The organism is Burkholderia sp. MSMB1498, from assembly GCF_001526245.1.
In the GTDB taxonomy this organism is placed as follows: domain Bacteria; phylum Pseudomonadota; class Gammaproteobacteria; order Burkholderiales; family Burkholderiaceae; genus Burkholderia; species Burkholderia savannae.
The window spans coordinates 42,826-67,937 of record NZ_LOYJ01000092.1; the positions used below are offsets into that span (position 1 = coordinate 42,826).

The 25,112-nt window shown below is 69.7% G+C and carries 21 protein-coding genes and 1 pseudogene; 12 read left to right on the forward strand and 10 right to left on the reverse strand.

The genetic code is table 11. The annotated features are described in order from the left end of the window. The first annotated feature begins 104 nt into the window (after positions 1-104). Both WS91_RS20125 and WS91_RS20130 read left to right on the forward strand, forming a co-directional pair. The gene (locus WS91_RS20125; protein WP_059670858.1) at positions 105-1,052 is read left to right on the forward strand and encodes a LysR family transcriptional regulator; all 948 of its coding nucleotides are present in this window, start codon (positions 105-107) and stop codon (positions 1,050-1,052) included. A gap of 188 nt (positions 1,053-1,240) precedes the next feature. Continuing rightward, positions 1,241-1,594: a hypothetical protein gene (locus WS91_RS20130; RefSeq protein WP_038749525.1), complete on the forward strand. Its 354-nt coding sequence runs from the start codon at positions 1,241-1,243 to the stop codon at positions 1,592-1,594. A gap of 241 nt (positions 1,595-1,835) precedes the next feature. Here WS91_RS20130 and WS91_RS20135 read toward each other — a convergent pair whose 3' ends face one another. The 3 genes from WS91_RS20135 to WS91_RS20145 all read right to left on the reverse strand — a co-directional run bounded on the left by WS91_RS20135 (position 1,836) and on the right by WS91_RS20145 (position 4,967). Further along, positions 1,836-2,477, reverse strand: coding sequence for a VC0807 family protein (locus WS91_RS20135; protein WP_059579053.1), 642 nt, complete (start codon positions 2,475-2,477; stop codon positions 1,836-1,838). Positions 2,478-2,710: 233 nt separating this feature from the next. Continuing rightward, positions 2,711-4,102 carry an alkaline phosphatase family protein gene (locus tag WS91_RS20140; protein WP_059670859.1) on the reverse strand — a complete coding sequence of 464 codons (1,392 nt, stop codon included), beginning with the start codon at positions 4,100-4,102 and terminating at the stop codon, positions 2,711-2,713. A gap of 526 nt (positions 4,103-4,628) precedes the next feature. Beyond that, positions 4,629-4,967 (reverse strand): hypothetical protein, encoded by a 339-nt coding sequence (locus tag WS91_RS20145; RefSeq protein ID WP_038749518.1) that lies wholly within the window; start codon positions 4,965-4,967, stop codon positions 4,629-4,631. A gap of 179 nt (positions 4,968-5,146) precedes the next feature. Between WS91_RS20145 and WS91_RS20150 the strand changes: the two genes are divergently transcribed. Next, positions 5,147-6,355 carry a serine hydrolase domain-containing protein gene (locus WS91_RS20150; RefSeq protein ID WP_059579047.1) on the forward strand — a complete coding sequence of 403 codons (1,209 nt, stop codon included), beginning with the start codon at positions 5,147-5,149 and terminating at the stop codon, positions 6,353-6,355. Positions 6,356-6,830: 475 nt separating this feature from the next. Here WS91_RS20150 and WS91_RS20155 read toward each other — a convergent pair whose 3' ends face one another. Beyond that, a complete protein-coding gene (locus WS91_RS20155; RefSeq protein ID WP_059670860.1) occupies positions 6,831-8,864 on the reverse strand; it encodes a BCCT family transporter in 2,034 nt (677 codons plus the stop codon). Between the two features lie 334 nt (positions 8,865-9,198). Here WS91_RS20155 and WS91_RS20160 point away from each other — a divergent pair, with 334 nt between their 5' ends. The 8 genes from WS91_RS20160 (at position 9,199) to WS91_RS20195 (ending at position 19,315) form a co-directional block, all read left to right on the forward strand. Continuing rightward, entirely contained in the window at positions 9,199-10,149 is a 951-nt protein-coding gene (locus WS91_RS20160; RefSeq protein ID WP_059670861.1) for a MurR/RpiR family transcriptional regulator, read from the forward strand. Then, entirely contained in the window at positions 10,146-11,174 is a 1,029-nt protein-coding gene (locus tag WS91_RS20165; protein WP_059670874.1) for an isoaspartyl peptidase/L-asparaginase family protein, read from the forward strand. Before WS91_RS20160 ends, WS91_RS20165 begins: the two co-directional genes overlap by 4 nt. A 35-nt stretch (positions 11,175-11,209) precedes the next feature. Further along, entirely contained in the window at positions 11,210-13,279 is a 2,070-nt protein-coding gene (locus WS91_RS20170) for a dipeptide ABC transporter ATP-binding protein (RefSeq protein WP_059670875.1), read from the forward strand. Positions 13,280-13,666: 387 nt separating this feature from the next. Next, positions 13,667-15,229: a glutathione ABC transporter substrate-binding protein GsiB gene (gene gsiB / locus WS91_RS20175; protein ID WP_059579044.1), complete on the forward strand. Its 1,563-nt coding sequence runs from the start codon at positions 13,667-13,669 to the stop codon at positions 15,227-15,229. A 127-nt stretch (positions 15,230-15,356) separates the two neighbouring features. Further along, on the forward strand, positions 15,357-16,277 hold the full coding sequence (gene gsiC / locus WS91_RS20180; RefSeq protein ID WP_038749504.1) for a glutathione ABC transporter permease GsiC: 921 nt from the start codon (positions 15,357-15,359) through the stop codon (positions 16,275-16,277). A gap of 7 nt (positions 16,278-16,284) precedes the next feature. Continuing rightward, entirely contained in the window at positions 16,285-17,178 is an 894-nt protein-coding gene (gene gsiD, locus WS91_RS20185; protein WP_038749502.1) for a glutathione ABC transporter permease GsiD, read from the forward strand. After that, a complete protein-coding gene (locus tag WS91_RS20190) occupies positions 17,178-18,491 on the forward strand; it encodes a DmpA family aminopeptidase (RefSeq protein WP_059670862.1) in 1,314 nt (437 codons plus the stop codon). The genes gsiD and WS91_RS20190 overlap by 1 nt, the downstream gene beginning before the upstream one ends. Further along, positions 18,488-19,315 carry a M55 family metallopeptidase gene (locus tag WS91_RS20195; protein ID WP_038749543.1) on the forward strand — a complete coding sequence of 276 codons (828 nt, stop codon included), beginning with the start codon at positions 18,488-18,490 and terminating at the stop codon, positions 19,313-19,315. The genes WS91_RS20190 and WS91_RS20195 overlap by 4 nt, the downstream gene beginning before the upstream one ends. Positions 19,316-19,355: 40 nt before the next feature. Here the strand turns inward: WS91_RS20195 and WS91_RS20200 are convergent, their stop codons facing one another. The 4 genes from WS91_RS20200 to pcaH form a co-directional block, all read right to left on the reverse strand. Beyond that, a complete protein-coding gene (locus WS91_RS20200; protein WP_059579124.1) occupies positions 19,356-20,000 on the reverse strand; it encodes a hypothetical protein in 645 nt (214 codons plus the stop codon). Between the two features lie 50 nt (positions 20,001-20,050). Continuing rightward, the gene (locus tag WS91_RS20205) at positions 20,051-20,761 is read right to left on the reverse strand and encodes a hypothetical protein (protein WP_059579038.1); all 711 of its coding nucleotides are present in this window, start codon (positions 20,759-20,761) and stop codon (positions 20,051-20,053) included. 600 nt (positions 20,762-21,361) lie between these two features. Then, the gene (gene pcaG / locus WS91_RS20210) at positions 21,362-21,955 is read right to left on the reverse strand and encodes a protocatechuate 3,4-dioxygenase subunit alpha (RefSeq protein ID WP_059670863.1); all 594 of its coding nucleotides are present in this window, start codon (positions 21,953-21,955) and stop codon (positions 21,362-21,364) included. Positions 21,956-21,957: 2 nt separating this feature from the next. After that, a complete protein-coding gene (pcaH, locus tag WS91_RS20215) occupies positions 21,958-22,662 on the reverse strand; it encodes a protocatechuate 3,4-dioxygenase subunit beta (RefSeq protein ID WP_038749493.1) in 705 nt (234 codons plus the stop codon). Positions 22,663-22,770: 108 nt separating this feature from the next. Between pcaH and pcaQ the strand changes: the two genes are divergently transcribed. Next, entirely contained in the window at positions 22,771-23,775 is a 1,005-nt protein-coding gene (pcaQ, locus tag WS91_RS20220) for a pca operon transcription factor PcaQ (protein WP_059579032.1), read from the forward strand. Between the two features lie 18 nt (positions 23,776-23,793). Here the strand turns inward: pcaQ and WS91_RS20225 are convergent, their stop codons facing one another. Both WS91_RS20225 and WS91_RS38210 read right to left on the reverse strand, forming a co-directional pair. Further along, entirely contained in the window at positions 23,794-24,465 is a 672-nt protein-coding gene (locus WS91_RS20225; protein WP_059579030.1) for a hypothetical protein, read from the reverse strand. Between the two features lie 281 nt (positions 24,466-24,746). Further along, a pseudogene (locus tag WS91_RS38210) lies at positions 24,747-25,081 on the reverse strand (hydrolase). Between the last annotated feature and the right edge of the window lie 31 nt (positions 25,082-25,112).

Sequence of the window (25,112 nt, forward strand, 5' to 3'; positions counted from 1 at the left end):
CAGGAGCCAAGCGTAAACAGCGAATTTTGTTGCGACTATTATCGAAAGAATAAGTCTGCGTTGCCGAAACGGCATCGCGGCGCCGGCGATCGCGAGGAGGCGCAATGAAGCACCATCAACTGCAGGACACCGCATTGCGCTACTTCCTCGAAGTCGTGCGCGCGGGATCGATCAGCGAGGCGTCCGCGCGGCTGAACGTCGCCGGCTCGGCGATCAGCCGCCAGATCGCGCATCTCGAGCAGGTGCTCGGCACGCCGCTGTTCGAGCGCCGCTCGCGCGGGATGGTCGCGAGCGCGGCGGGCGAGATGCTCGCCGCGTATGCGTTTCGCACCGAGCTCGAGGCCGACCGGCTCGTGCAGGACATCGACGCGTTGCAGGGGCTGCGGCGCGGCCAGGTGCGCGTCGCGATGTCGGAGGGCTTCGCGATCGAGTTCGTGCCGCACGCGATCGCCGATTTCCGCCGCACGTATCCCGGCATCGTGTTCCAAGCGGCCGTGTGCGCGCCCGCCGACGTCACGCGCCGCGTGAAGAAGGGCGAGGCGGACGTCGGCGTGACGTTCAGCCGCACGCCCGAGAGCGACATCAAGGTCGAGCACCGGCAGAGCGCGCCGGTGATGGCGGTGATGCGCGGCGATCATCCGCTCGCGCGCCTCGAGCGGGTGTCGGTGCTGCAGATGAGCGCATATCCGCTCGCGCTGCCCGATCCGAGCACGACGATCCGGCAGCTGTTCGACGTCGTGTCGAGCCGCCAGAACCTGACGATCGAGCCGGTGATGGTCAGCAACAACATCGTTGCGCTGCACAACTTCGCGATCGCGTGCGATGCGATCTCGATCTCCGGCGAGGTCACGGTGCGCTCGCGGCAGGCGCGCGGCGAGCTCGCGGTGCGGCCGATCGCCGATCGCGGGATGGACGCGCGCGCGGTGGAATTGCAGACGCTCGTCGGGCGCACGCTGCCGAAGGTCGTGCAGCTCTTTCTCGAATTCCTGCGCGCGCGGCTCGCGAGCGACGGCAGCGGCAGCGGCGACGGCGGCGACGCGACGTTTCATTGATGCAACGGAATGGGCGGTTGCGCGGCGCGGCGCGCAACGCGGGCGTCACGTGACATGTTCCGTAACGTCGGCGCCGCGTGCGCCGGGCCGCGCCGCCGCGGCCTTGAGGCGACGGCGTTCGCCGCGCGCGTGGCGGCTGGCACTCTTATTGCTCCTGACTGGGAAAGAACCGATTCAGGGAGCTTCACATGGGATTCGTCGGGGTCGAGCGCCGGCGCGTGCGCGTCGCAGAGCCGAATGAGATCGACGGCGAGACGCTGATCGCCGAGGTGGCGTCCGAGCCGCTCGCCGCGCACGGCGGCGCGCCGTCCGACGGAACGCCGCCGCTCACGCTGTACGGCGCATATCAGCAAGGCTTCGCCGACTATCTCGGCGGGCGCGCCAATCCGTATCGGATCGGCAGCCGCCTTGCCGGCATCTGGCACGAAGGGCACGCGGAGGCCGCGTCGAACGACGCGCTCGATTTCGCGGCGCGCGCGCGAGCGTGCTGGGGCGCGCGTGCGGCGGCGAGCCCGATCGCGTTCTTTCGCCGGCGCGGCTAGCGGGCTGCCGAAAGACGGGGGCGCGAGGGGCTCGCACGAAGTTTGGGGGGGCGCCCCGTCGCCGAAGCCGCGCCCGAAGCCGCACGAGCGGTTTGTCGCGCATGCGGAGAGGGCGACGATTTTCTCCGGCATCCCGCCCGCAGAATCCCGGCAGCGTGCCGGGGCCCGTTCACGCCGATTTCGCGCGAACGGCGGGCTGGCGCGGGCCGCCGGGCGGGCCGAGCGCGAGCGGCTTCGCCGCTCAGCCGAGCGCGCCGCCGCGCGGCAAGCCGGCGAGCGCATGCGTGCGCATCACCTTCCGATACCACAGCGTCCACATCATCAGCGCACCGTAGATCGCGTAGCCGACGAACGGCGCGACCACGAGCACGCGCTCGACCGGCCAGTTCCAGATCATCCACGCGCGCAGCAGATTCTCGGCGACGAGCCCGGCTCCCCAGACGAGCGTCATCAGCCGCATCGCCGACACGAACGCCGGCCGCTCGACCCACAGCGCGTCGATTCGCGCGGCGCCGTCGTGCGCCTCGCGCGCGACCGTCGCCCGCGCGAGATGGAACACGAGCGGCTTGGGCAGCGCGAGCGAGCCGAGGAACGCGACGCCGATCGCGCCGGACGCGAGCGATTCGCGCATCAGCAGCATGCGCGGGCTGCCGCCCGCGAGCGCGGCGGCGATCGACAGCACGATGCCGAACAGCACGACCGCGGACAGCGCGTCGATGCGCCGGAAGCGCGCGAGTTCGATCGCGCTCCAGACGAGCGGCGGCACGGCCGACGCGATCAGGCCGCCCGTCTCGCCCCAGTGCGGCACCGCCGCACGATAGGCGGCCCAGGGGAGCAGCAGGTTCACCGTCAGTTCGGCGACGAGACCGGGGCGTATCTTCATGGCGGCGACGGATTCCGTTGGGTTGGCCGGGGCGCGATCGGCGCGGACCGGGGAGCGGGCGCGGGCGCGCGGCCGGCCGTTCGATTCGCTTCAGGCACTGCGCTTCAGGCACCTCGCTTCGAGCACCTATCATGCCGGATTTCGCGAGCGTCGAGCGAAACGCGCGCGCAGGGCAAGCGGGCGAAGCGCCGCGCGCGCCGTCCGAGGGGGCGCGGCGCTTCGCCCGCTTGCCGCTACGCGGGCTTGCCCTGCGCCCGGCGCTCGAAGAAGTCGAGCGCATGCTGGCGCGTCGTGATCGGCGCGACGCTCGCGGCCGGATCGTGCCCGTCGCGCCGCGACGTGCCCGTCACGAGGCTTTTCTGCAAATCGTTGAGCGGCGCGGTCGGCGGCGGATGGACGAAGTCGGTCGCCGGCGCGGCGATCGTCGGCAGATCGGTGCGCGGCGTGCTGCGCGTGAAAAGCTGCGCGAGCGTCGGCGCATTCGCGATCCGCGCGCTCTTCAGCATCCTGTCGGGCGGGATGCCGAGCCAGTCGCGCAGCGTCGCGAGGATCGACGTGTGGTCGTACGGGACGTTCGTCGGCGAGCGGAACACGGTGCCCGCCTCGATGTACGGCGACACGACGACGGCCGGCACCCGCACGCCGAAGCGATCGAAGTCGAACGTTTCGTCGCCGGGGGTGCTCGCCGCGTCGGGCGGCGTCGCGTTCGTGGGCGGCCGCACGTGATCGAAGCAGCCGCCGTGCTCGTCGTAGGTCACGACGAGCAGCGTGCGCGGCCAGCCGGGCGATGTGCTGAGCGCCGTCCAGATGCCGTGCAGGAATGCGTCGCCCGCGCTCACGTCGTGCGGCGGATGCTGGTCGTTCGGCTCGAACAGGAAGCTCGGCTCGATGAACGCGTACTGCGGGAGCGCGTCGTGCTTGCACGCGGCGACGAAATCCGGGAAGTGCCTGAAGCGATCGGCGTACTTGTCGTCCCACAGCGTCGGAAACATCGTGTGCGTGAGCGACGGCGTGACGAGCGTGTCGCTGTACACCGCCCAGCTCGCGCCGATCGACGACAGCGCGTCGAAGATCGTCGGCACGTTCCATTCGAGCGGATCGGGGATCTCGCCGTTGTTCACGCGCCCGTTCGACGTGCCCGCGTGCGCGAACGCGCGGTTCGGCCAGGTCTGGCTCGGCACCGACGCGAACCAGGCGTCGGACACCGCGTACGCGCGCGCGAGCGCCGTGAGCGTCGGCAACTGCGCGACGCTGTGGCATTGCATCACGTGGCCGGGATCGGTCGTCTGCGTCGTTTCGTAATTGACGACGAAGCCCTGCATCGGCGGCCACGGCGCTTGCGCGTCGCGCGGGCCGAGGATCTGGCTCGTCACGTTGACGAACGTCTCCTGCGGATCGGGAATCACGCTATTCGTTGCTTCGAGCGTGACGGCGATCGGCTTGCCGGACTTCGACGGATTCGACATGCCGGGCTTCAGGCCGTCGAACTGCGGCGAGCTGCGCGCGGGCAGCACGTGCGCGGGCTGCGTGCCGGGCGGGTAGAGCCAGCCGAGCATCGTGTCGAACGAGCGGTTCTCGAACATCACGACGACGACGTGCTCGACGTTTTCCAGGATCTTCGCCACGATCTTCTCCTTTTTATGCGCGGACGGCGTCGCTGGCCGTCGCGCGCCTTGCTTGACGAGCGCAACGGATGGATTAGGTATATCCGATATTTCGGGAAAAACAAGGCGGCGACGAAATCGTCGCCGGCGCGCAATTCCCGCTCCCGCTCGGCGCGGCCGAGCCGGCCGGCGCTGTCGCGACGCCGGCGCGGCGAACGATCCGATCGCCACGCGCGGCGGCGTTTTCGCGGCCGCGCAGGGCCGCGCGGCGATCCGCCCCGCGTCATGCACCGCAGAGCGCTCGGCGCTCGTGAGCGCCGAGCGGACGACGCATCTCAGCGGCGGCGCGGCCCGGCCGCACGAGACGATGCGCGCGGCGCGCGATGGCGCGGGCCTAGCAGGCTGTTGAAAACGACTTTGAGGGGTGCTTGCAGACGGTTTCGCGGGTCGTCCACCGCTTCCCGAAGTCGTGCGGGCGGCTTGTAGCGCGTTTTACGAGGTCGGAAATTGTCAGCCGTAGTCCTCGCGAGAGAATTTCAGCAGCCTGCTAGCGGTGTTCGCGCCGCAGCCGCGCGATCGCCTGCCACGCGCAGCCGGCCGTCGTGCCCGCGATGCCGAGCATGACGATGAGCACGCCGAGCCCGAAGCCGGGCGGCATCTCGCCGGAATCGGACGGAAACGGCTTCGCGAGCAGCGCGCACGCCGTGCCGCCCGCGATCAGCGCCGCGCACGCGAGCCAGTACCCGCGCCCGCGCGTTCGCGCGAACGCGCCGCGCAGCGACCAGCCGAGGCCGAACAGATACAGCAGCGCGAGCGCGCCGAGCCCGGTCCATTCGGCGAATGTCGTCGCGCCGGCTGCGGCGGCGAGCGTGGCGGGAGCGGTCATCGGAGCGGCACCTCTTCACCTCTACGGGGCGGGAAAATCGGAAAGACCTGCTATCTTAGCGAATCGCGCGGAGCGCGCGCGGGACGCGCGCCTTGCCCCTGTCCCGCGCGCGGCTACGCCAGCGGAATCATCGCAGCGTGTCTAGAATCGACGCTTTCCGACCGACGAGGAGCAGCACGATGAATTTGGAGTTCGTAGCCCCCGCATCCGCATCCGCGGCCGCCACAGCCGCGGTCACCGCAACGGACCCTGCCGCGCTTGCCGGGCGGCTCGACCGCGTGTTCGCGACGGCGCTCGCCGAGCGGCGCGTCGTCGGCGCGGTCGCGCTCGTCGCGCGCGATGGCGAAGTCGTCTATCGGCGCGCGCATGGGTTCGCGGAGCGAGAAACGCGGCAGCCGATGCGCGAGGACACGCTGTTTCGCCTGTCGTCGATCACCAAGCCGATTGTCACCGCCGCGGTGCTGCGCCTCGTCGCCGACGGCCGGATGGCGCTCGACGCGCCGATCACGCGCTGGCTGCCGGCGTTCGCGCCGAAGCTGCCCGACGGCCGCGCGCCCGCGCTGACCGTGCATCAATTGCTCGCGCACACGGCGGGGCTCAGCTACGGGCTGCTCGAAGAGCCCGGCTCGATCTATCACGCGCTCGGCATTTCCGACGGCATCGATCTCGTCGACTTCGATCTCGAGGAGAACCTGCGGCGCATCGCGGCCGCGCCGCTCGCGTTCGAGCCGGGCAGCGCATGGCGCTATTCGCTCGCGCTCGACGTGCTCGGCGCGGCGATCGAGCGCGCGACCGGGCTCGAGCTGCCCGACGCGGTCGCGCAGCTCGTCACGACGCCGCTCGGGATGCGCGACACGGGCTTCGTCGCGGCCGATCCCGCGCGCTTCGCGGTGGCGTACGCGAACGCCGCGCCGGAACCCGCGCGGATCACCGACAACCTCGACGTGCCGCTGCCCGACGGGCAAGGCGTCGCGGTGCGCTTCGCGCCGTCGCGGGCGTTCGACGCGTCGGCGTTTCCGTCGGGCGGCGCGGGCATGTACGGCAGCGCCGACGACGTGCTGCGCATGCTCGAGACGATCCGCACGGGCGGCGACGGCTTCCTGCCCGCCGCGCTCGTCGACGCGATGCGCACCGATCACACGGGGCCGGCCGCCGAGACGCGCGGCCCCGGCTGGGGCTTCGGCTACGGCGGCGCGGTGCTGTCCGATCCGGCGCTCGCGCAGTCGCCGCAAAGCGCGGGGACGCTGCAATGGGGCGGCGTCTACGGGCATTCCTGGTTCGTCGACGCGGCGCGCGGGCTTACCGTGCTGCTGATGACGAACACCGCGTATGAAGGGATGTCGGGGCCGTTGACGGTCGAGGTGCGCGACGCGGTTTACGGCGGGTGATTCGCGGCCCGCCTTTGCGGTGCGCGCGGCGCGAAGAAGGACGGCGCTTGGCCTCGCGGCGGCGGGCGCGGGCGGCGTCGGCGGTCCGGGCGGTCTGGAAGGTCCGTGCGGCGGCGGCTTGGGCCGCCGCACGGGGGCGAACGCATCGCGGCGACGCTGACGCACTCGCGCGCCGCGCCGAGTCGCGTCAAACGGAACCGAGCCGAGCGGGCCGACCCGAGCCGGGCCAAACCGGGCCAAACCGGGCCAAACCGGGCCAAACCGGGCCAAACCGGGCCAAACCGAACCGGGCCGGGCCGAACTGAGCTGAACTGAGCTGAACTGAGCCGCCCCGAACCGAACCGAACCGAACCGAACCGAACCGATCCGCGCCGCCCGCTCGCTCGCCTGCGCCCGCCGCCGGAGCCGCCCGCGTCCGTCGGCGCCCGCGTCCGTCGGCGCACGCGCCGCGCGAGCCCTTCTCCGGCGACGCGGCTTACCGCGGCGGCTGGCCTTCCGGCCCCGCATGCTCGGGCGCGCGATTGAGCAGATGCGTGCGCGTGTCCGCCGCGAGCGACACGTAGCGCTCGTACTGCCGCAGCACGTCGGCGATGATCTCGTCGCCGCGCAGATACTCGATGTCGTAGCCGAGCCGCCCGTCCGCGAAGAACGTCAGCACCTCGTACACGTGCTCGCGCTGCGGCTCGGGCTCGGCCGCCTCGCGGATTCGGAACGCGGGCGCGGACTTGCGCGACACCCGCGCGCCGTACACGAAGTCGCGCTGCGCGGGCGCGGGCACCGTGAGGCGCACCGCATCGTCGTCGTCGCGCGCGACGTGCGCGTCGACGCCGCCCGCCTTCAATTCGTCCGCGACCTTGCGCAGCGCGGGCTCGACTGTCCGCTCAACGAACTGTCGCGCCTCGGCGTCGGTCGTCTGCCGCAGGATATGCGACAGGCGGTGCCGCCAGTGCTGGCCGGTCCAGAAGCTCGTCGCGGGCGCCATGTCCTGCGAGTAGTGCGCGTGGTCGGCCTTCAGGCCGCGCCAGAGCCCGTAACAGAGCGCGAGCATCACGAGCGCGACGGGCAGCGCGGCGACGAGCGTGAGCGCCTGCAGCGCCTTCAGTCCGCCCGTGACGAGCAGCACCGAGGCCGTCACGCCGAGCACCGCCGCCCAGAAGAGCCGCTGCCACACGGGCGAATGCGCGGCGCCGCGCGTCGCGATCGCGTCGATCACGAACGCGCCCGAATCAGCCGACGTCACGAAGAACACCGCGATCAGCACGATCGCCGCGATCGACAGCAGCCGCGTGAGCGGCAGGTAGTCGAAGAAGCGGAACAGCAGCGCGTCGACGTTGGATGCGGTCTGCGCGAGCGCGCCCGCGGCCGCGTGCGTGTCGAGCCAGATCGCGCTGTTGCCGAACGCGGTCATCCAGACGAGGTTGAACGCGGTCGGCACGAGCAGCACGCCGATCACGAACTCGCGGATCGTGCGGCCGCGCGAGATGCGCGCGATGAACATCCCGACGAACGGCGACCACGACACCCACCACGCCCAGTAGAGCAGCGTCCAGCCGCCGAACCAGCCTTGCTCGTTCGGCGTCTCGTACGCGTACGTGCGAAACGACAGCGACACGAGCTTCGACAGATATTCGCCGAGGTTGTCGCCCATCGCGCGCAGCAGGAACGACGTCGGCCCCGCGATGACGACGAACGCGAGCAGCGCGAACGCGAGCATCAGGTTCAGCTCGGACAGCCGGCGCACGCCCTTGTCGAGCCCGCTCGCGGCGGAGAGCCCGGCGAGCGCGACGACGACCGCGACGAGGCCGACGCGGAACGCATCGCTGCCGGTGTCCCAGCCGGCGACCGTATGCAGGCCCGCGCTCAGCTGCAGCACGCCGTAGCCGAGCGTCACCGCGATCCCGGCGAGCGTGCCGACGAGCGCGAACGCGTCGACCGCGTGGCCGATCCAGCCGTTCACGCCGTCGCGCAGCACCGGATAAAGCCCCGAGCGCAGCGTGAGCGGCAGGTTGTAGCGAAAGCCGAAATACGCGAGCACGAGGCCCATCACGCCGTACGTCGCCCACGCGTGCAGGCCCCAGTGGAAGAATGACATCAGCATCGCCTCCCGCGCGGCGGCGGGCGTGCCGCCCGCGGCCGTCGGCGGCGACAGGTAATGCTGGATCGGCTCGCCGACGCCGAAGTACATGAGGCCGATGCCCATGCCGGCCGCGAACAGCATCGCGGTCCACGACACGAAGCTGAATTCGGGCTCGGCGTCGTCCGGGCCGAGCTTGATGTTGCCGAAGCGGCTCGCCGCGATCAGCACGAGGAAGATCAGGAAGGTCGTGATCGCGAGCACGTAGAACCAGTCGAAGCGCGTGACGATCCACTGCTGGCCGGCGCCGAAGAGCGCGCCGGCTTCGCTCGGCCGCAGCGCGCAGGCAGCGAGCAGCGCGCCGATCGCGGCGAGCGACGGCACGACGACTTGCGGCTTGAGCGTCGTGCGCGGCGTAGGTCGGGATGAGGGCATGAGCGGATCTCCGGAAAAAGGACGCGTCGCGGGGCGCGCGCCGCGGCGACCGAGCCCGGCATGGGGACGATGTGGACGGCGCGGAGGCGGCGGCGCGCGCGAGGCGCGGGGTGGAGGGGCTGCAACGGCGAGGATGCAGGCCGAAACTGACGAATTGTAAGCTATTCGATGAAGTTGCCCGACAATGCGCGCGCGGATCGCGCCGCGCGCCCGGTGGCGCGGGCTGGCGGCGCTCGCCTGTAGGCAGTGCAAACCCCGATGAAAATTTATTTTTTCTCTTCTTCCTATTGTGTAAATTTACTTTCATCAATCAGCGCATCGTCCCGACCGCCGAATGTCCAGTTCCAGCCCGACCGTCACACCGCTCGACGCCGAACCGTCGATCGCCGCGCGCATCGCCGCCGCGCTGCCGTCGCTCACGCCGATCCATCGGCGCATGGGCGAGTACGTGCTCGCGAATCCGTTCCGCGCGGCGACGATGCGGATCGACGAGCTCGCGAACGCGGTCGACGCATCGATCGCCACCGCGAACCGCTTCGCGCGCGCGCTCGGCTTCGACGGCTATCCGGCGCTGCGTGCGGCGCTCGTGCGCGGCTTCGAGGCGACGCTCGCGCCCGTCGAGCGGCTGCGCTCCGCGCAGGAGCGCGAAGCGGGCGCGCGCGGCGGCGAGCTGATCGACGCGAGCTTCGAGCAGGCGCTCGCGAACCTCGATCGCACGCGCGGGCGGCTCGATCGCGCGAACGTCGAGGCGGCCGTCGATTCGCTGCTCGCCGCGCGCCGGATCTTCCTCGTCGGGATGGGCGCGAGCGCGTTTCTCGCCGGGCTGATGGAGCACGGGCTGTCCGTGTATCGCGACAACGTGCAGTCGCTCGCGCTGCTCGGCGGCCCGACCGACGCCGCGCGGCGCCTGTTCAACGCGCGCGGCGACGATCTCGTCGTCGCGATCGCGTTTCCGCGCTACGTGCACGACACGATCGAGCTCGCGCGCCGCGCGGCCGAACGCGGCGCGCCGGTGCTCGCGATCACCGACGGGCCCGACTCGCCGATCGCGCCGTTCGCCACGCGCGCGCTCTTCGTGCACGCGGAGCGCCGGCTCGCGGCGACGTCCGAGGCCGCGGTGCTCGCGCTGCTCGAGGCGCTGATCGACGCGGTCGCGCATCGCTCGCAGCGCTCCGCGCGCGCGGCTGCCGAAGTGACCGAATTCATGCTGCCGTGGCTCGAGGCGCGGGGCGCGTGCGTCGCGCCGCCGCGCCCGCCGCGCCGTTCCAGGAAAACCGACCGATGACTTCACCCTCAACAGCAATCGTTGCGATTCACGGCGGCGCAGGCACGATCCTGCGTCAGGCAATGACGGCCGACGCCGAAGCGCAGTACCGCGCCGAGCTGAACGCGATCCTCGCCGCCGCGCAGAAGGTGCTCGCCGAGGGCGGCAGCGCGCTCGACGCGGTCAGCGTCGCCGTGCGGATGCTCGAGGATTGCCCGCTCTTCAACGCGGGGCGCGGGGCCGTCTACACGGCCGACGGCACGCACGAGCTCGACGCCGCGATCATGGACGGCGCGACGCTGAAAGCGGGCGCGATCTGCTGCGCGACGCGCGTGCGCAACCCGGTGCTCGCCGCGCGGCGCGTGCTCGAGGCGAGCGAGCACGTGATGTTCGCCGGCGCGGGCGCCGACGCGTTCGCGGCCGCGCAGGGGCTCGAGCTCGCGGAGCCGGGCTACTTCGACACCGAGTTCCGCCGCGCGCAGTGGTTGAAGGCGCGGCAGGCGGCGGGCGCGATGCTCGATCACGACGCGGCGACGGCGTTCGCGTTCGGCGACGGCGACGGCAACGGCAGCGGTAACGGCGCCGTCGCGTTCGCGCCGCAGCCGCTCGATCCGGACCGCAAGCACGGCACGGTCGGCGCGGTCGCGCGCGATCTGCACGGCCATCTCGCCGCGGCGACGTCGACGGGCGGGATCACGAACAAGCAGCCGGGGCGCGTCGGCGACACGCCGATCATCGGCGCGGGCTGCTACGCGAACGACGCGACGTGCGCGGTGTCGTCGACGGGCACGGGCGAGATGTTCATTCGCCTCGCGACCGCGTACGACGTGTCCGCGCAGATCGAATACCGCGGCGCGTCGCTCGCGTCGGCCGCGTACGACGTCGTGATGAACAAGCTGCCGCGGATCGCGGGGCGCGGCGGCGTCATCGCGATCGACGCGCGCGGCAACCTCGCGATGCCGTTCAACACCGAGGGGATGTACCGCGGCTACGCGCGCGTCGGCGAGGCGCCCGTGACCGCGATCTACCGCGAGGAGGCGGCGTGACGCCGCCAGCCGCGCAGACACAGGAGAGCCGGAAGATGAGCGCGAGCCGAACCGCCCCGAGCCTGCGCGAGCAGCGCGTGCTCGAAGTCGACGGGCTGTCCGTCACGTTCCGCCGCGAGGGCGCCGCGTTCGAGGCGGTGCGCGGGCTGTCGTTCCACGTCGATCGCGGCGAGACGCTCGCGATCGTCGGCGAATCGGGCTCCGGCAAATCGGTGACGTCGCTCGCGCTGATGCGCCTCGTCGAGCACGGCGGCGGCGCGATCACGGGCGGCGGGATCGCGCTGCGCCGGCGCAACGGCGCGACGCTCGATCTCGTGCGCGCGTCGCCGTCGGCGCTGCGCAGCGTGCGCGGCGCGGACGTGGCGATGATCTTCCAGGAGCCGATGACGTCGCTCAATCCGGTTTTCACGGTCGGCGACCAGATCAGCGAGGCGATCGCGCTGCACCAGAACAAGAACGCGGGCGAAGCGCGCGCGGAGGCGCTGCGCCTGCTCGATCTCGTGCGCATTCCCGAGGCGCGCCGCGTGTTCGCGCGCCATCCGCATCAGCTCTCGGGCGGGATGCGGCAGCGCGTGATGATCGCGATGGCGCTGTCGTGCCGGCCGGCGCTGCTGATCGCCGACGAGCCGACCACCGCGCTCGACGTGACGATCCAGGCGCAGATCCTTCAATTGATCCGCGGGCTGCAGGACGAGATGGACATGGGCGTGATTTTCATCACGCACGACATGGGCGTCGTCGCGGAAGTCGCCGATCGCGTGCTCGTCATGTATCGCGGCGAGAAGGTCGAGGAGGGCGCGTCCGATGCGATCTTCGCCGCGCCGTCGCATCCGTACACGAAGGCGCTGCTCGCGGCGGTGCCGCGGCTCGGCTCGATGCAGGGCACCGACGCGCCCGCGAAATTCCCGCTGCTGCGCTTCGATCCGGTCACGGGCGATGCGGTCGTCGTCGAGAACGGCGACGCCGCGCCCGCGTCGGGCGACGCGGCATCCGCATCCGCATCGGTTGGTTCGGTTGCCCCGGTTGCTTCGCTTGATTCTGCCGCATCGACCGCTACAACCGCTGCAACCGCATCGACCGCATCGACCGCATCGACCGCATCGACCGCCGCGCCGGCGGCGCACGCGCGCGCCGCCGGCGCTTTCGCGCAGCCCGCGATCGATCCGGCGTCGCCGCCGCTGCTGCGCGTGCGCGACCTCGTCACGCGCTTTCCGGTCAAGAGCGGCGCGTTCGGCCGCGTGTCGCAATACGTGCACGCGGTCGAGCGCGTGAGCTTCGAGCTGCGCGCGGGCGAGACGCTCGCGCTCGTCGGCGAATCCGGCTGCGGCAAGTCGACGACGGGCCGCTCGCTGCTGCGCCTCGTCGACAGCCTGAGCGGCTCGATCGAATTCGAGGGGCGCGAGATCGGCGCGCTGAAGGGCCGCGCGCTGCAGGCGCTGCGCCGCAACATCCAGTTCATCTTTCAGGACCCGTTCGCGTCGCTGAATCCGCGCCTGACAATCGGCTTCTCGATCATGGAGCCGCTCCTCGTGCACGGCGTCGCGAGCGGCAAGGCGGCGCAGGCGCGCGTCGACTGGCTGCTCGAGCGCGTCGGCCTGCCCGCCGACGCCGCGCGCCGCTATCCGCACGAATTCTCCGGCGGCCAGCGCCAGCGGATCGCGATCGCGCGCGCGCTCGCGCTGAACCCGAAGGTCGTGATCGCCGACGAATCGGTGTCGGCGCTCGACGTATCGGTGCAGGCGCAGATCGTCAACCTGATGCTCGACCTGCAGCGCGAGCTCGGCGTCGCGTATCTGTTCATCTCGCACGACATGGCGGTCGTCGAGCGGATCAGCCATCGCGTCGCGGTGATGTACCTCGGGCAGATCGTCGAGATCGGCCCGCGCCGCGCGGTGTTCGAGACGCCGCGCCATCCGTACACGAAGAAGCTGATGAGCGCGGTGCCGATCGCCGATCCCGCGCGCCGACACGCGCAGCGCACGCTGCCCGCCGACGAGCTGCCGAGCCCGATCCGCGCGATCGGCGACGAGCCCGTCGTCGCGCCGCTCGTCGCGGTCGGGCCGGACCACTTCGTCGCCGAGCATCGGGTCGGCGGCGCGTATTGAGGAGGCGCGGCGCAGCGCGGGCGCGAAATGGGCGAGCCGCGCGGCGCATGCATGGCGCGCGAGCGCCGCAGGCGAACGCGGCGCGAGCGCGCGATGTGCGAATGCGATACGCAATTGCGGCACGCGCATGCAAAACGCAGATGCAAAACGCAGATGCAATACGCAGACGCAATACGCGAGCGCGATGCGCCCGCGGGACGAAGCAAACGCCGCGCGCGCGATGCGCGAGCGGCATCGAATCAGCAAAGGAAGTCGAGAAGAGCGCAGCAAGCCGATGACGCGAGGCCCCGGACCATCCGCACGAAACCCGGCCCCGCCGAACGACGCCAGCAGGACCACACGAACCCAGTCACACGCACTTACGAAGCATCGCCAAGGAGCCCACCCATGACTACGCCGCATTCGTTCTTGCCATTCTCGCCGCGCGCGCTTTTCGTCGCCTGCGCGGGCGTGATCGCGATGTCGTCCGCGTCGCTCGCGTTCGCCGAGCGGGCCGCGGTGATGGCCGTCGATTCGACGTTCACCACGCTCGATCCGTACGATTCGAACGACACGCTGTCGCAGGCGGTGTCGAAATCGTTCTACCAAGGCCTGTTCGGCTTCGACAAGGACATGAAGCTCGTGAACGTGCTCGCGACCGGCTACGACGCGAGCGCCGACGCGAAGGTCTACACGATCAAGCTGCGCCAGGGCGTGAAATTCCAGGACGGCACCGATTTCAACGCGGCCGCGGTGAAGGCGAACTTCGACCGCGTGACCGATCCGGCGAACAAGCTCAAGCGCTACAACCTGTTCCGCCGGATCGCGAAGACGGAAGTCGTCGATCCGTACACGGTGAAGGTCACGCTGACCGAGCCGTTCTCGGCGTTCGTCAACGTGCTCGCGCATCCGTCGGCCGTGATGATCTCGCCCGCCGCGCTGAAGAAGTACGGGCGCGACATCGGGCTGCACCCCGTCGGCACCGGCCCGTTCGAGTTCGTCGAATGGAAGCAGACCGACGACCTGAAGGTGAAGAAGTTCGCCGGCTACTGGAAGCCCGGCTATCCGAAGATCGACGCGATCGACTGGAAGCCCGTCGTCGACAACAACACGCGCGCCGCGCTGATGAAGACGGGCGAGGCCGATTTCGCGTTCCGCATTCCGTTCGAGCAGACGGCGGACCTGAAGGCGAGCCCGAAAGTCGACGTGATCGAGCGCACGTCGATCATCCAGCGCTACGTGAGCCTGAACGTGATGCAAAAGCCGTTCGACAATCCGAAGGTTCGCGAGGCGCTCAACTACGCGGTCAACAAGGACGCGCTCGCGAAGGTCGCGTTCTCGGGCAACGCGACGCCCGCGGCCGGCATCGTGCCGCAGGGCGTCGACTACGCGGTGAAGCTCGGCCCGTGGCCGTATGATCCGGCCAAGGCGCGCGCGCTGCTGAAGGAGGCGGGCTACCCGAACGGCTTCGAGACGACGCTCTGGTCCGCGTACAACAACTCGACCTCGCAGAAGGCGATCCAGTTCGTCCAGCAGCAGCTCGCGCAGGTGGGCGTGAAGGCGCAGGTGCAGGCGCTCGAGGCGGGCGAGCGGGTCGCGAAGGTCGAAAGCGCGCAGGACCCGGCGAAGGCGCCCGTGCGGATGTACTACACCGGCTGGTCCGCGTCGACGGGCGAATCCGACTGGGCGATCTCGCCGCTGCTCGCGTCGTCGTCGGTTCCGCCGAAGCTCATGAACACCGCGTACTACAAGAACGACGCGGTCGACGACGATCTCGCGAAGGCGTTGCAAACCACCGACCGCGCGAAGAAGGCGACGCTCTACGGCGATGCGCAAAAGCGCATCTGGGCCGACGCGCCGTGGATTCCGCTCGTGCAGGAGAAGATCGTCTATGCGCGCAGCAAGCGCCTGCAGGGCGCTTACGTGATGCCGGACGGCTCGTTCAACTTCGACGAGATCGCGATCAAGTGACGCGACGCGGCCCGGGCGGCCCGCCGGATCGGCGCGATTGCGCCGAATCCGCCGAATCCGCCGATCCGCGCGCATCGGGCGTAGGCGGCGCGCGGCCCGTCGGCGCGCCGCATCGAGAGGCAAGCGCATGCTGAATTTTCTGGTCAAACGATTGTTCGGGCTCCTGCCGACGCTGCTGAGCGTCGCGGTGCTCGTGTTCCTGTTCGTGCACCTGCTGCCGGGCGACCCCGCTCGGCTCGCGGCGGGGCCGGAGGCGGACGACGCGACGGTCGCGCTCGTGCGCGCCGATCTCGGCCTCGACAAGCCGCTGCCCGCGCAGTTCGCGAACTTCTTCGCGCGGATCGCGCACGGCGACTTCGGCACGTCGACGCGCAGCAAGCGGCCCGTCGCGACCGAGATCGGCGAGCGCTTCATGCCGACGCTGTCGCTGACCGTCGTCAGCATGGCCTGGGCGACGCTCTTCGGCATGGGGATCGGCATCGCGTCGGCCGTGTGGCGCAACCGCTGGCCGGACCGCGTCGGGATGACGCTCGCGGTGTCGGGCATCTCGTTTCCGGCGTTCGCGCTCGGGATGCTGCTGATGGAAGTGTTCTCGGTGAAGCTCGGCTGGCTGCCCGTGGTGCCGGACGGCTCGTGGAGAAGCTACGTGCTGCCGTCGCTCACGCTCGGCGCGGCCGTGGCCGCGGTGATGGCGCGCTTCACGCGCGCGTCGTTCGTCGAGGTGCTGCACGAGGATTTCGTGCGCACCGCGCGCGCGAAGGGCGTGCGCGAGCCGGTGGTCGTGCTCAAGCACTGCCTGCGCAACGCGATGATTCCGGTCGTCACGATGATGGGGCTGCAGTTCGGCTTTCTGCTCGGGGGCTCGATCGTCGTCGAGGCGGTGTTCAACTGGCCGGGGCTCGGCCGCCTGCTCGTCGATGCGGTGACGATGCGCGACTACCCGGTGATCCAGGCGATCGTGCTGCTGTTCTCGCTCGAGTTCATCCTGATCAACCTGACCGTCGACGTGCTGTACGCGGTCATCAACCCGACGATCCGTTTCAAGTGAGGCGCGCATGAACGCGACTGTTCCTACCACCCCGGCCGCCGCGCCGGCCGCGATCCGCACGCCGTGGAGCGAGTTTTGGCGCAAGTTCAGAAAGCAGCACGTCGCGCTCGCGGCGGGGGCGTTCGTGCTGCTGCTCGTCGCCGTCGCGATCGTCGGCCCGCATTTCGTGCCGTACGACCCGGAGAACTATTTCGACTACGACGCGTTGAACGCGGGGCCGTCGGCCGCGCACTGGTTCGGCGTCGATTCGCTCGGCCGCGACATCTTCAGCCGGATCGTCGCGGGCGCGCGGATCTCGCTCGCCGCGGGCTTCTTCTCGGTCGCGCTCGGCGCGGCGATCGGCACGTTCTTCGGCCTGCTGGCCGGCTACTACGAAGGCTGGTGGGACCGCGCGACGATGCGCGTCGCCGACGTATTGTTCGCGTTCCCGGGCATCCTGCTCGCGATCGGCGTGGTCGCGATCCTCGGCAACGGGATGGTCAACGTGATCTGCGCGGTCGCCGTGTTCAGCGTGCCCGCGTTCGCGCGGCTCGTGCGCGGCAACACGCTCGCGCTCAAGCAGATGACCTACGTCGAGGCCGCGCGCAGCATCGGCGCGTCCGACCGCACGATCATCATGCGCCACATCCTGCCGGGCACGGTGTCGTCGGTCGTCGTCTATTTCACGATGCGCATCGGCACGTCGATCATCACCGCCGCGAGCCTGTCGTTCCTCGGCCTCGGCGCGCAGCCGCCGACGCCCGAGTGGGGCGCGATGCTCAACGAGGCGCGCGCGGACATGGTGAACGCGCCGCACGTCGCGCTCTTTCCGAGCATCGCGATCTTCCTGACCGTGCTCGCGTTCAACCTGCTCGGCGACGGGCTGCGCGACGCGCTCGACCCGAAGCTGGAGCGGCGCTGATGGGCGCGCACGCAGCGGGCGGGCCGGATGCGGCGGGCGGCGTGAACGTGACGCGCGCAGCGGATCGGGCGGACGCCGCGCCGCACGTCGGCGCGCTGCCGGCGGGGCCGCTTTGCAGCATCGCCGACGTCGCGGGCGTGACGGTCGGCCACGCGACGCTCGATTCGGGCGGCGTGCAGACGGGCGTGAGCGTCGTGCGGCCGCACGCGGGCGACGTCTATCGCGACAAGGTGCCCGCCGCCGCGGCGGTGATCAACGGCTTCGGCAAGAGCGTCGGGCTCGTGCAGCTCGACGAGCTCGGCGTGCTCGAGACGCCGCTCGCGCTGACGAACACGTTCGGCGTGGCGGCGCTCGCGCACGCGCAGATCCGCGCGGCCATCGACGCGAATCCGCAGATCGGCCGCGCGTGGCCGACCGTCAATCCGCTCGTGTTCGAATGCAACGACGGCTATCTGAACGATCAGCACGCGTTCGCGGTGACGCCCGAGCACTACGCGCAGGCGCTCGCCGACGCGCGGCCCGGGTTCGCGCGCGGCGCGGTCGGCGCGGGGCGCGGGATGTCGTGCTTCGACCTGAAGGGCGGAATCGGTTCGGCGTCGCGCGTCGCGCGCGCGGCGGGCGAATCGTGGACGGTGGGCGCGCTCGTGCTCGCGAACTTCGGCCGGCTGCCGATGCTGACGATCGACGGCGTGCCGGTCGGGCGGATGATCGCCGCGCGGGACGCGGGCGGCGCGCAGGCGGCGGCCGGCGGGCAGGGCGCGGGCGCGGCGCGGGACGAGGCCGGCACCGGCGGCACCGGCGGCACGGGCCGCGCCGGCGACGCGGCGCACGATGCGGGCGACTGCGCGAATGCCCGCGCGAACAGCAAAGCGGCCGGCGGCCTCGCGCCCGACGCCGCCGCTGCGCGGCCGGATGCGCCGCCGCCCGAGCAGGGCTCGATCATCATGCTCGTCGCGACCGACGCGCCGCTGTCGTCGCGGCAGCTGAGGCGCGTCGCGCTGCGCGCGGCCGCGGGCCTCGCGCGCACGGGCTCGGTGTACGGCCACGGCAGCGGCGACATCGCGCTCGCGTTCTCGACCGCGTACACGGTGCCGCACGACGCCGAGCGCATCGCGCTGCCGGCGCTCGTCGCCGACGCCGCGCTCGATCCGCTCTTCGCGGCCGCGGCCGACAGCGTCGAGCAGGCGATCGTCGACGCGCTGTGGCGCGCGACGAGCGTCGTGGGCCGCGACGGCCACGCGCGCCGCGCGCTGCGCGACGCCGCGCCGGAAGTCGAACGATGGATGCGCGCATCGCGCGAGGCAAACCGATGAAAGTGCTGATTTCGACCGATATCGAAGGGGTGGCGGGCGTCGTGAGCGCCGAGCAGACGCGCGCCGGCAATCCCGAATACGAGCGCGCGCGCCGCTGGATGACGGCGGAGGCGAACGCGGCAGTCGAAGGCGCGTTCGCGGGCGGCGCGACGCGCGTGTGGGTCAACGATTCGCACGGCGGCTTTCGCAACCTGCTGCCCGACGGCATCGACGCCCGCGCGCGCGTCGTGCTCGGCAAGCCGCGCACGCTCGGGATGATGGCGGGCCTCGAAGCCGGGCCCGATCTCGTGTTCATGATCGGTTTTCACGCGAAGGCGGGCACACGCGGGCTGCTCGCGCACACGATCAACAGCGGCGCGTTCGCGCGCGTGCTGCTCGACGGGCGCGAAGCCGGCGAGGCCGGGCTCTACGGCGCGCTCGCGCACGAATACGGCGCGCACGTGGCGCTGCTGTCCGGCGACGACGTGTTCGTCGACGAGACGCGGCCGCTCTTTCCGGCCGCGCGCTTCGTGACCGTCAAGGAGGCGACGGGATTCGCGAGCGGCGCGTCGATGACGCCCGCCGCCGCGTGCGCGGCGATCGGCGTCGCGGCGCGGCAGGCGGTCGAGCAGGCGCGCGAGGTCGCGCACCTGGCGCGCCCGCACGCGCCGCGCGCGGCGGCCTGCGAGCTGCGCGCACAGACCGTCGCGGCCGCCGATCTCTTCTGCCAGTGGCCGTCGCTCGAGCGCGTCGACGCGCTCACGCTGCGGTTCGCCGCGCCGTCGATCGAGCACGTCGTGCGAACGTTGAACTGCCTGTCGGCGATGTCGTTCATGCTGCGTTGAATCGCGCTTGCGCGTCAGCGTACGGGCGGCGGGAAATCTGTCAGGTCAAATAGAACGTGTTAGAGGTGTTGTCGAATCCGACATTGACCGCACCGCCGCTCAGCGGCACCGCGAGACTGTTCGTCGGCGTGAACGGGGCGATCATGCCGTTTACGCCGGACGACAGGAACAGATCCGCCCAATCGAGCAGATAGAACGCCGCTTGCGTATTCGTGATCACAGCAGTGGCGTTCATCGTCGATATCGCGGTTGCGCCGTTGACCGTTGCCCGTTGCGCGAGCCCGAAAGCGCCGGACGCGCCGATTTGCAGATTCCGGATGGAGTACGCGCCGGCCGGCCCGATGCCCGCATTGCCGTTGTCGATCTGGCCGTTGCGGAACGAATAGAGCGTCTCGATCCGCGCCGGTCCGTTCGTCGTCGCATTGATCTCGAGCACGTTGCCTGCCGTCAGCGTGGTCGCCGTCATGTAAAGGAAAATGGCGTCGTCGATGACGACGCTGTTGTGCTCGTACGGCGAGAACGCCTGCCATATGACGGACGCGCTCACCGATGCGCCGCGCATGTTCGCCAGTGTCGAGCTGACATAAGTGTCGACCCGTCTCGTCAACGTGACCGCAAGCCGCGCATCGCGGATCTTCGCCACGCCTGCCGAATCGATCGCGATGTAGATCGTGCAAACCGGCATGATCCGTGCGCCGGCCTGCCACTCGACGCGGCAGACCGGCTCCGCGCATCTCACACGATTCTTCTCAGCGTGCCGTAGCTTTCGGATCCGGTGACGGCGCCTCGAAGTCCCTCGACGAACTCCTCCCCACTGAGAACGGCCGGTTGCTGGAGGTAGAACGTATTGGTCCGTTCGTTGAAGCCGACCTGGGCGGCCGGATTCTGGGTGGACAGCGTGATCGGCAGCGCGTTGCTGGCTACCTGCGATATCACCGAGCCATTGTTGCTGTACGACGCGAGGAACAGCGAGAGATTTTCGATCGGCGTAAACGATGCCCTCATGTTGTACGCGACCGGCACGGCGTTGAGCGGCGCCGCGACAGGAACATTGTTGACGACCGCCTGCTGGGCAAGCCCGAAACTGAAGTTGCCGGCCTGGCTGTTGAGGAGGTTGAACGTGCTGGGGCTGCCGCCGTCGGCGCCGGTGAACTGGGCGCGTTCGAACGTGTAGGTCCAGCCGGTTTGAATCGGCGCACCCGTTTGCGACGTCATCATGATCGTGGCGCCCGCCTGCAGGACGGTGGTCGTCGCGTACATCGTGTACTGCTCCTGCCACGAGATCTGGTTCAACTGGAGCGGCTGGAACGTTACCCAGGCGATCGGCAGGTTGCCCTGCTGCAGTGGATCCGAGATCACGCTCTTGACGAGCGTGACATGAAGCCCATTTTGGTAAATGGTATTCAATCCGGTGTTGCTGATAGAAATGTTGATCTGGTAATTCATTCTTAATCCCCTTGAGTGAGACATTAAAGAAAAACCAGCCATCGACGAGCTGGCGCTGCGACATCCCAGGCATACGCGGTTGCCCGGACGATAATCGCGTGATTCGGGATCCGAGTGATATTTCCGGATGCGTCTGTACGTGAGCGGCAAGAAAGCATGTGACGCCAAGTGTCGGTCGAGTACGGGCGCATAGGGCAGCAATCAACATCCGGTTTGCGTGAGTTTCCGCAGCATTTTGGTGAATGGCTGGTTTGATGTTTTCTTTTTCGTTTCGTGAGATAAGCGATCTGCTGGAATCAGGATAGGACGAATGGCGAGGTATTCAAGCGAAGATCTGATTTCAAATGGAATTAAAGAGGCATTCGTCGTCGATCCGCTCCTTGGCTGAAAGAAGCTTTAATTGCGCCGGACATGACGGGATTGGCTCCTGTTTCCGTTCGGGGCCGATCGACCGGCCAGCCGACGATTGGGGGGCGCGGCCCGGGCGCCGCGGATCGTCGCATGGCCGAAAAAAGTGGGGATAAGGAGGGGCGATCCGCCCGAATGGCCGATTGCGTGCGCGGCACGGATCGCACACACAACCGGCGGACGTCGGTTCGTTCAGATATCGAAGAACACCGTCTCCCGCTCGCCCTGCATGCGGATGTCGAAGCGATAAACGGTCACGCCGTTCGCCTGTGCGTCGCGCTTCGCGATCAGCGTCGCGCGGCGCTCGGCCGGCACGGTGTTCAGCGCCGCGTCGGCTTCGTTCGCGGCCGCTTCGTCGTCGAAGTAGATCCGCGTGAACGCGTGCGTGAGAATGCCGCGCATCATCACGGTCACGTCGACGTGCGGCGCGTCCGTCTCCGACGTGCGCGCCGGTTTCACCGTTCGCACGACGAAGCGGTTCTGCGCGTCGGTGCCGGTGCCGACGCGCGCGAAGCCGTTGAAGCCGCGCTGCGCGGCGTCGTCGCGCGACGTCGGATAGCGGCCCTCGCCGTCGACTTGCGTGAATTCGAGCACCGCGTCGCCGACGGCGTTGCCGTCGCCGTCGATCACGCGGCCGACGAGCAGGATGTGCTCGCCTGCCGCGTCGGGCGTCGCGATCTCGGGCGTGAAGAGGCTCTTCAGATCGAAGTTGTACTGCTGCGGGCAGAGGCCGTACGCGAAGTACGGGCCGACGGTTTGCGAAGGGGTCTGTTTCAGCGTCGTCATGCTCAGCGCTCCGTCGGGGTGGCGTCGCGGCCGCGCAGCACGATGTCGAATTCGTAGCCGAGCGCGAAGCCTTCTTCGGTCGTGCCGATCGAGAAGCGCGAGATCAGGCGATCGCGCGCGTCCTCGGGCGTGCCCTGGAAGATCGGGTCGAGCGCGAGGAGCGGATCGCCCGGGAAATACATCTGCGTGACGAGCCGCGAGCCGAAATAGTCGCCGAACAGCGAGAAATGGATGTGGTTCGGCCGCCACGCGTTCGGATGATTGCCCCACGGATATGCGCCCGGCTTGATCGTGAGGAAGCGGTAGCGGCCGTTCTCGTCGGTGAGGCACCGGCCCGCGCCGAGGAAGTTCGGATCGAGCGGCGCGTCGTGCTGATCGACCTTGTGCACGTAGCGGCCCGCGGCGTTCGCCTGCCAGACCTCGACGAGCGTGTTGCGCACCGGCTTGCCGCCTTCGTCGAGCACGCGGCCCGTGACGATGATCCGCTCGCCGAGCGGCTCGCCGTTCTTCGCCGCGTTCTTCGTCAGGTCGTGGTCGAGCGGGCCGAGGTCGCCCGCGCCATAGACGGGCGCGTGCTGGTTGCGCAGCTTTTCCTTCAGCGGGATCAGCGGCTGCGTCGGGCCGCGCTTCACCGACGAGCGGTACGGCGGATGAATGTACGCGGGATGCGACGGCCAGTCGCGCGGCGCGAGCGTCGAGGAATCCATCGGGATCGTCTCCGGGTTGATGGTTGTCAAGGCGGGATGGAGGGACTTTAGCTAATCCGGAAAGTTATGCAAAATGATGTTTTATCGCTAATCGTATAACCAGACGTTATGCAACACCGGATTGCCGACGGCCGGGTCAAGTTCCGGCACCTGCAGTGCTTTCTCGCGGTCGCGCAGTTCGGCAGCGTGCAGAAGGCCGCGCAAAGCCTGTCGATCACGCAGCCGGCCGTGTCGAAGACGATCGCCGAGCTCGAGTCGATCCTCGGCGTGAAGCTGTTCGAGCGCGGCCGTCAGGGCGCGCGGCCGACGCGCGAGGGGCAACTGTTCATTCCGCACGCGAGCGCGTGCGTGCTCGCGCTGCGGCAGGGCGTCGGGCTTCTCGCGCGCGAGAGCGGCGGCGCGGCCGCGACGCTCGAGATCGGGATGTTGCCGACCGTCGCCGCGTCGCTCGCACCCGCCGTCTTGCAGGCGCTCGCGAGCGAATGGCCGCGCGCGGTCGTGCGGATCGCGACCGTCGCGAACGCCGAGCTGCTCGAACGGCTGAAGGCGGGCGCGATCGAGTGCGCGATCGGGCGGCTGTCGGAGCCGGAGCGGATGGTCGGGCTGTCGTTCGAGCACCTGTACAACGAGCCGCTCGTCGCGGTCGTGCGCGCGGGCCATCCGCTCGCGGCGAGCGCCGCGCCCGCCGCGCAGCTCGCACGCCATCCGGTCGTGCTGCCGCCGTACGGCACGATGATTCGCCAGGCGGCCGAGCAACTGCTGAGCGCGTGCGGCGCGCCGCCGCTCGAATCGTTCGTCGAGGTGCTGTCGGTGTCCGTCGCGCGCGCGCTCGCGCTCGAAAACGACGCGGTGTGGTTCGTGCCGCGTTACGCGGCCGAATACGATCTCGCGGCGGGCACGCTCGTGCGGCTCGCGCTGCCCGTCGAGGGCGCGGACGAGCCGGTCGGGCTAATCCTGCGCACCGATGCGCAGCTCTCGCCCGTCGCGCGCTCGCTGATCGAGGCCGTGCGGGCGGTCGCGCGGCGGCGGCTCGGCGCGGCGGGCGGGCGAAGTCGCCGCGACGGGCAGGGTGCGCCGAAGCGGGCGCGCGGCACGCGAAAGCGCGGGGCGTGACGCGCGACGTCCATCCGCTCATTCCATGCCGAGCTTGCCGAAATCGAATCGCTCCGCCGACAGCAGGAAGCCGCTCGATTTCTTGCCCGGCGCCGCGCCCTTGATCTGGCATTGCTTGAAGAACGACACGTACGTGTTCTGATTGAACTCGCTGTCCGGCGCCGGCTCGACGTAGCGCACCCACAGCTCGAGCGTGTCCTTGTTCGGCATCGCGATGAAGTGCCCGGCATCGCGCATCTTGCTGACGTAGGCGCTCGACATCCACCACGCGTACGCGGTCCGGCTGCGCATCAGCTCGCCGCGCGTATCGACGAACAGCACGCATGCGAGCGCCGAATTGGGCGTCGCGCAGATCAGCGCGAGATCGGCCGGCTTGATCGAGAAATAGCCTTCCCAGCTCGGCCGCTCGCCTTTTTGCTTCGGCGGTGCGATCGGCGCGGCCTGGCGGCTCTTGACCTGCACGTAGATCGGCGTTTCCGGCGCGTTGCGATCGACCGGCTTCGGCGCGTCGTCGAGCCGCGACAGATGCCGGTACGCGCGCGTCACGACGAGATCGAAGCCTTTGTCGATCGGCAGCTTGAACGCCTCCATGTTGTGGCGGAAGCACTCGGACATGATGTAGTGCTCGCCCGCCGCGCCGATGTAGAGCAGTTCGGTGGGAATGGACGACGATGATTTGGCGTGGGTCATGGCGAACAGGATGGGTGGGCCGCTAGGCCGGCAACGGCGTGTTGCGATTCGAATGCGTTCGGCGTCGACGTTTCTGTTTTTGAAACGATCGACGTGCCCGGCCGCGCGCGTCGTTCGGCCCGCGCTCGCGCGTGACGCAGAATTATGACGAACGGGACCGCGCGCGCAAGCGCGTCCGCATCGACGAAGCGTGACGAAGCGCGACGCAGCGCGGCGAAGGCGCCATGCCCGGCCGCGCGGGCATGGCGGAATCGATCGCGTGATCGCGCGTGACGTGGGCGTTATCGGCGTCGATCCGGCATTCTTGAGCGCTTTCCGGCGACGTGAATCGAATCGCCGCGCGCAAAGTCAACATCGCGCCGAACGTCCGATAAAATGGCCGCTCGTCGCGTTCCGCGACGTCGATTCGAAATGTCCCCGATCGATTGGCCCGTGTCGCCGATTCGGCGCGCCGAGGCGCTTCGCGGTCGGAATATTCCGATTCTTCCGGCACGGCGGCGCGCGATCGCGCGTCGTCCCGATGCGCGCCGCGCGGCGCGCTTCGGGGCAATGGCCGGCGATCTTTTCCGTGACGAAGCGCGTCGCGCTCATCTAGACAAGCATGAAATCGATACATGCCGGCTTGCGCGGACGGCGAGGACCGTCAC

Bases quoted from the DNA above. Each gene is read 5' to 3' on its own strand.
- WS91_RS20150 (WP_059579047.1), top strand. From the start codon at position 5,147: ATGAATTTGGAGTTCGTAGCCCCCGCATCCGCATCCGCGGCCGCCACA.
- WS91_RS20195 (WP_038749543.1), top strand. From the start codon at position 18,488: ATGAAAGTGCTGATTTCGACCGATATCGAAGGGGTGGCGGGCGTCGTG.
- gsiC (WP_038749504.1), top strand. From the start codon at position 15,357: ATGCTGAATTTTCTGGTCAAACGATTGTTCGGGCTCCTGCCGACGCTG.
- WS91_RS20155 (WP_059670860.1), bottom strand. From the start codon at position 8,864: ATGCCCTCATCCCGACCTACGCCGCGCACGACGCTCAAGCCGCAAGTC.
- WS91_RS20135 (WP_059579053.1), bottom strand. From the start codon at position 2,477: ATGAAGATACGCCCCGGTCTCGTCGCCGAACTGACGGTGAACCTGCTG.
- WS91_RS20170 (WP_059670875.1), top strand. From the start codon at position 11,210: ATGAGCGCGAGCCGAACCGCCCCGAGCCTGCGCGAGCAGCGCGTGCTC.
- WS91_RS20205 (WP_059579038.1), bottom strand. From the start codon at position 20,761: ATGAATTACCAGATCAACATTTCTATCAGCAACACCGGATTGAATACC.
- pcaG (WP_059670863.1), bottom strand. From the start codon at position 21,955: ATGACGACGCTGAAACAGACCCCTTCGCAAACCGTCGGCCCGTACTTC.
- pcaQ (WP_059579032.1), top strand. From the start codon at position 22,771: ATGCAACACCGGATTGCCGACGGCCGGGTCAAGTTCCGGCACCTGCAG.
- WS91_RS20145 (WP_038749518.1), bottom strand. From the start codon at position 4,967: ATGACCGCTCCCGCCACGCTCGCCGCCGCAGCCGGCGCGACGACATTC.
- pcaH (WP_038749493.1), bottom strand. From the start codon at position 22,662: ATGGATTCCTCGACGCTCGCGCCGCGCGACTGGCCGTCGCATCCCGCG.
- WS91_RS20200 (WP_059579124.1), bottom strand. From the start codon at position 20,000: ATGCCGGTTTGCACGATCTACATCGCGATCGATTCGGCAGGCGTGGCG.
- WS91_RS20225 (WP_059579030.1), bottom strand. From the start codon at position 24,465: ATGACCCACGCCAAATCATCGTCGTCCATTCCCACCGAACTGCTCTAC.
- WS91_RS20130 (WP_038749525.1), top strand. From the start codon at position 1,241: ATGGGATTCGTCGGGGTCGAGCGCCGGCGCGTGCGCGTCGCAGAGCCG.
- WS91_RS20160 (WP_059670861.1), top strand. From the start codon at position 9,199: ATGTCCAGTTCCAGCCCGACCGTCACACCGCTCGACGCCGAACCGTCG.
- WS91_RS20125 (WP_059670858.1), top strand. From the start codon at position 105: ATGAAGCACCATCAACTGCAGGACACCGCATTGCGCTACTTCCTCGAA.
- WS91_RS20190 (WP_059670862.1), top strand. From the start codon at position 17,178: ATGGGCGCGCACGCAGCGGGCGGGCCGGATGCGGCGGGCGGCGTGAAC.
- WS91_RS20165 (WP_059670874.1), top strand. From the start codon at position 10,146: ATGACTTCACCCTCAACAGCAATCGTTGCGATTCACGGCGGCGCAGGC.
- gsiB (WP_059579044.1), top strand. From the start codon at position 13,667: ATGACTACGCCGCATTCGTTCTTGCCATTCTCGCCGCGCGCGCTTTTC.
- gsiD (WP_038749502.1), top strand. From the start codon at position 16,285: ATGAACGCGACTGTTCCTACCACCCCGGCCGCCGCGCCGGCCGCGATC.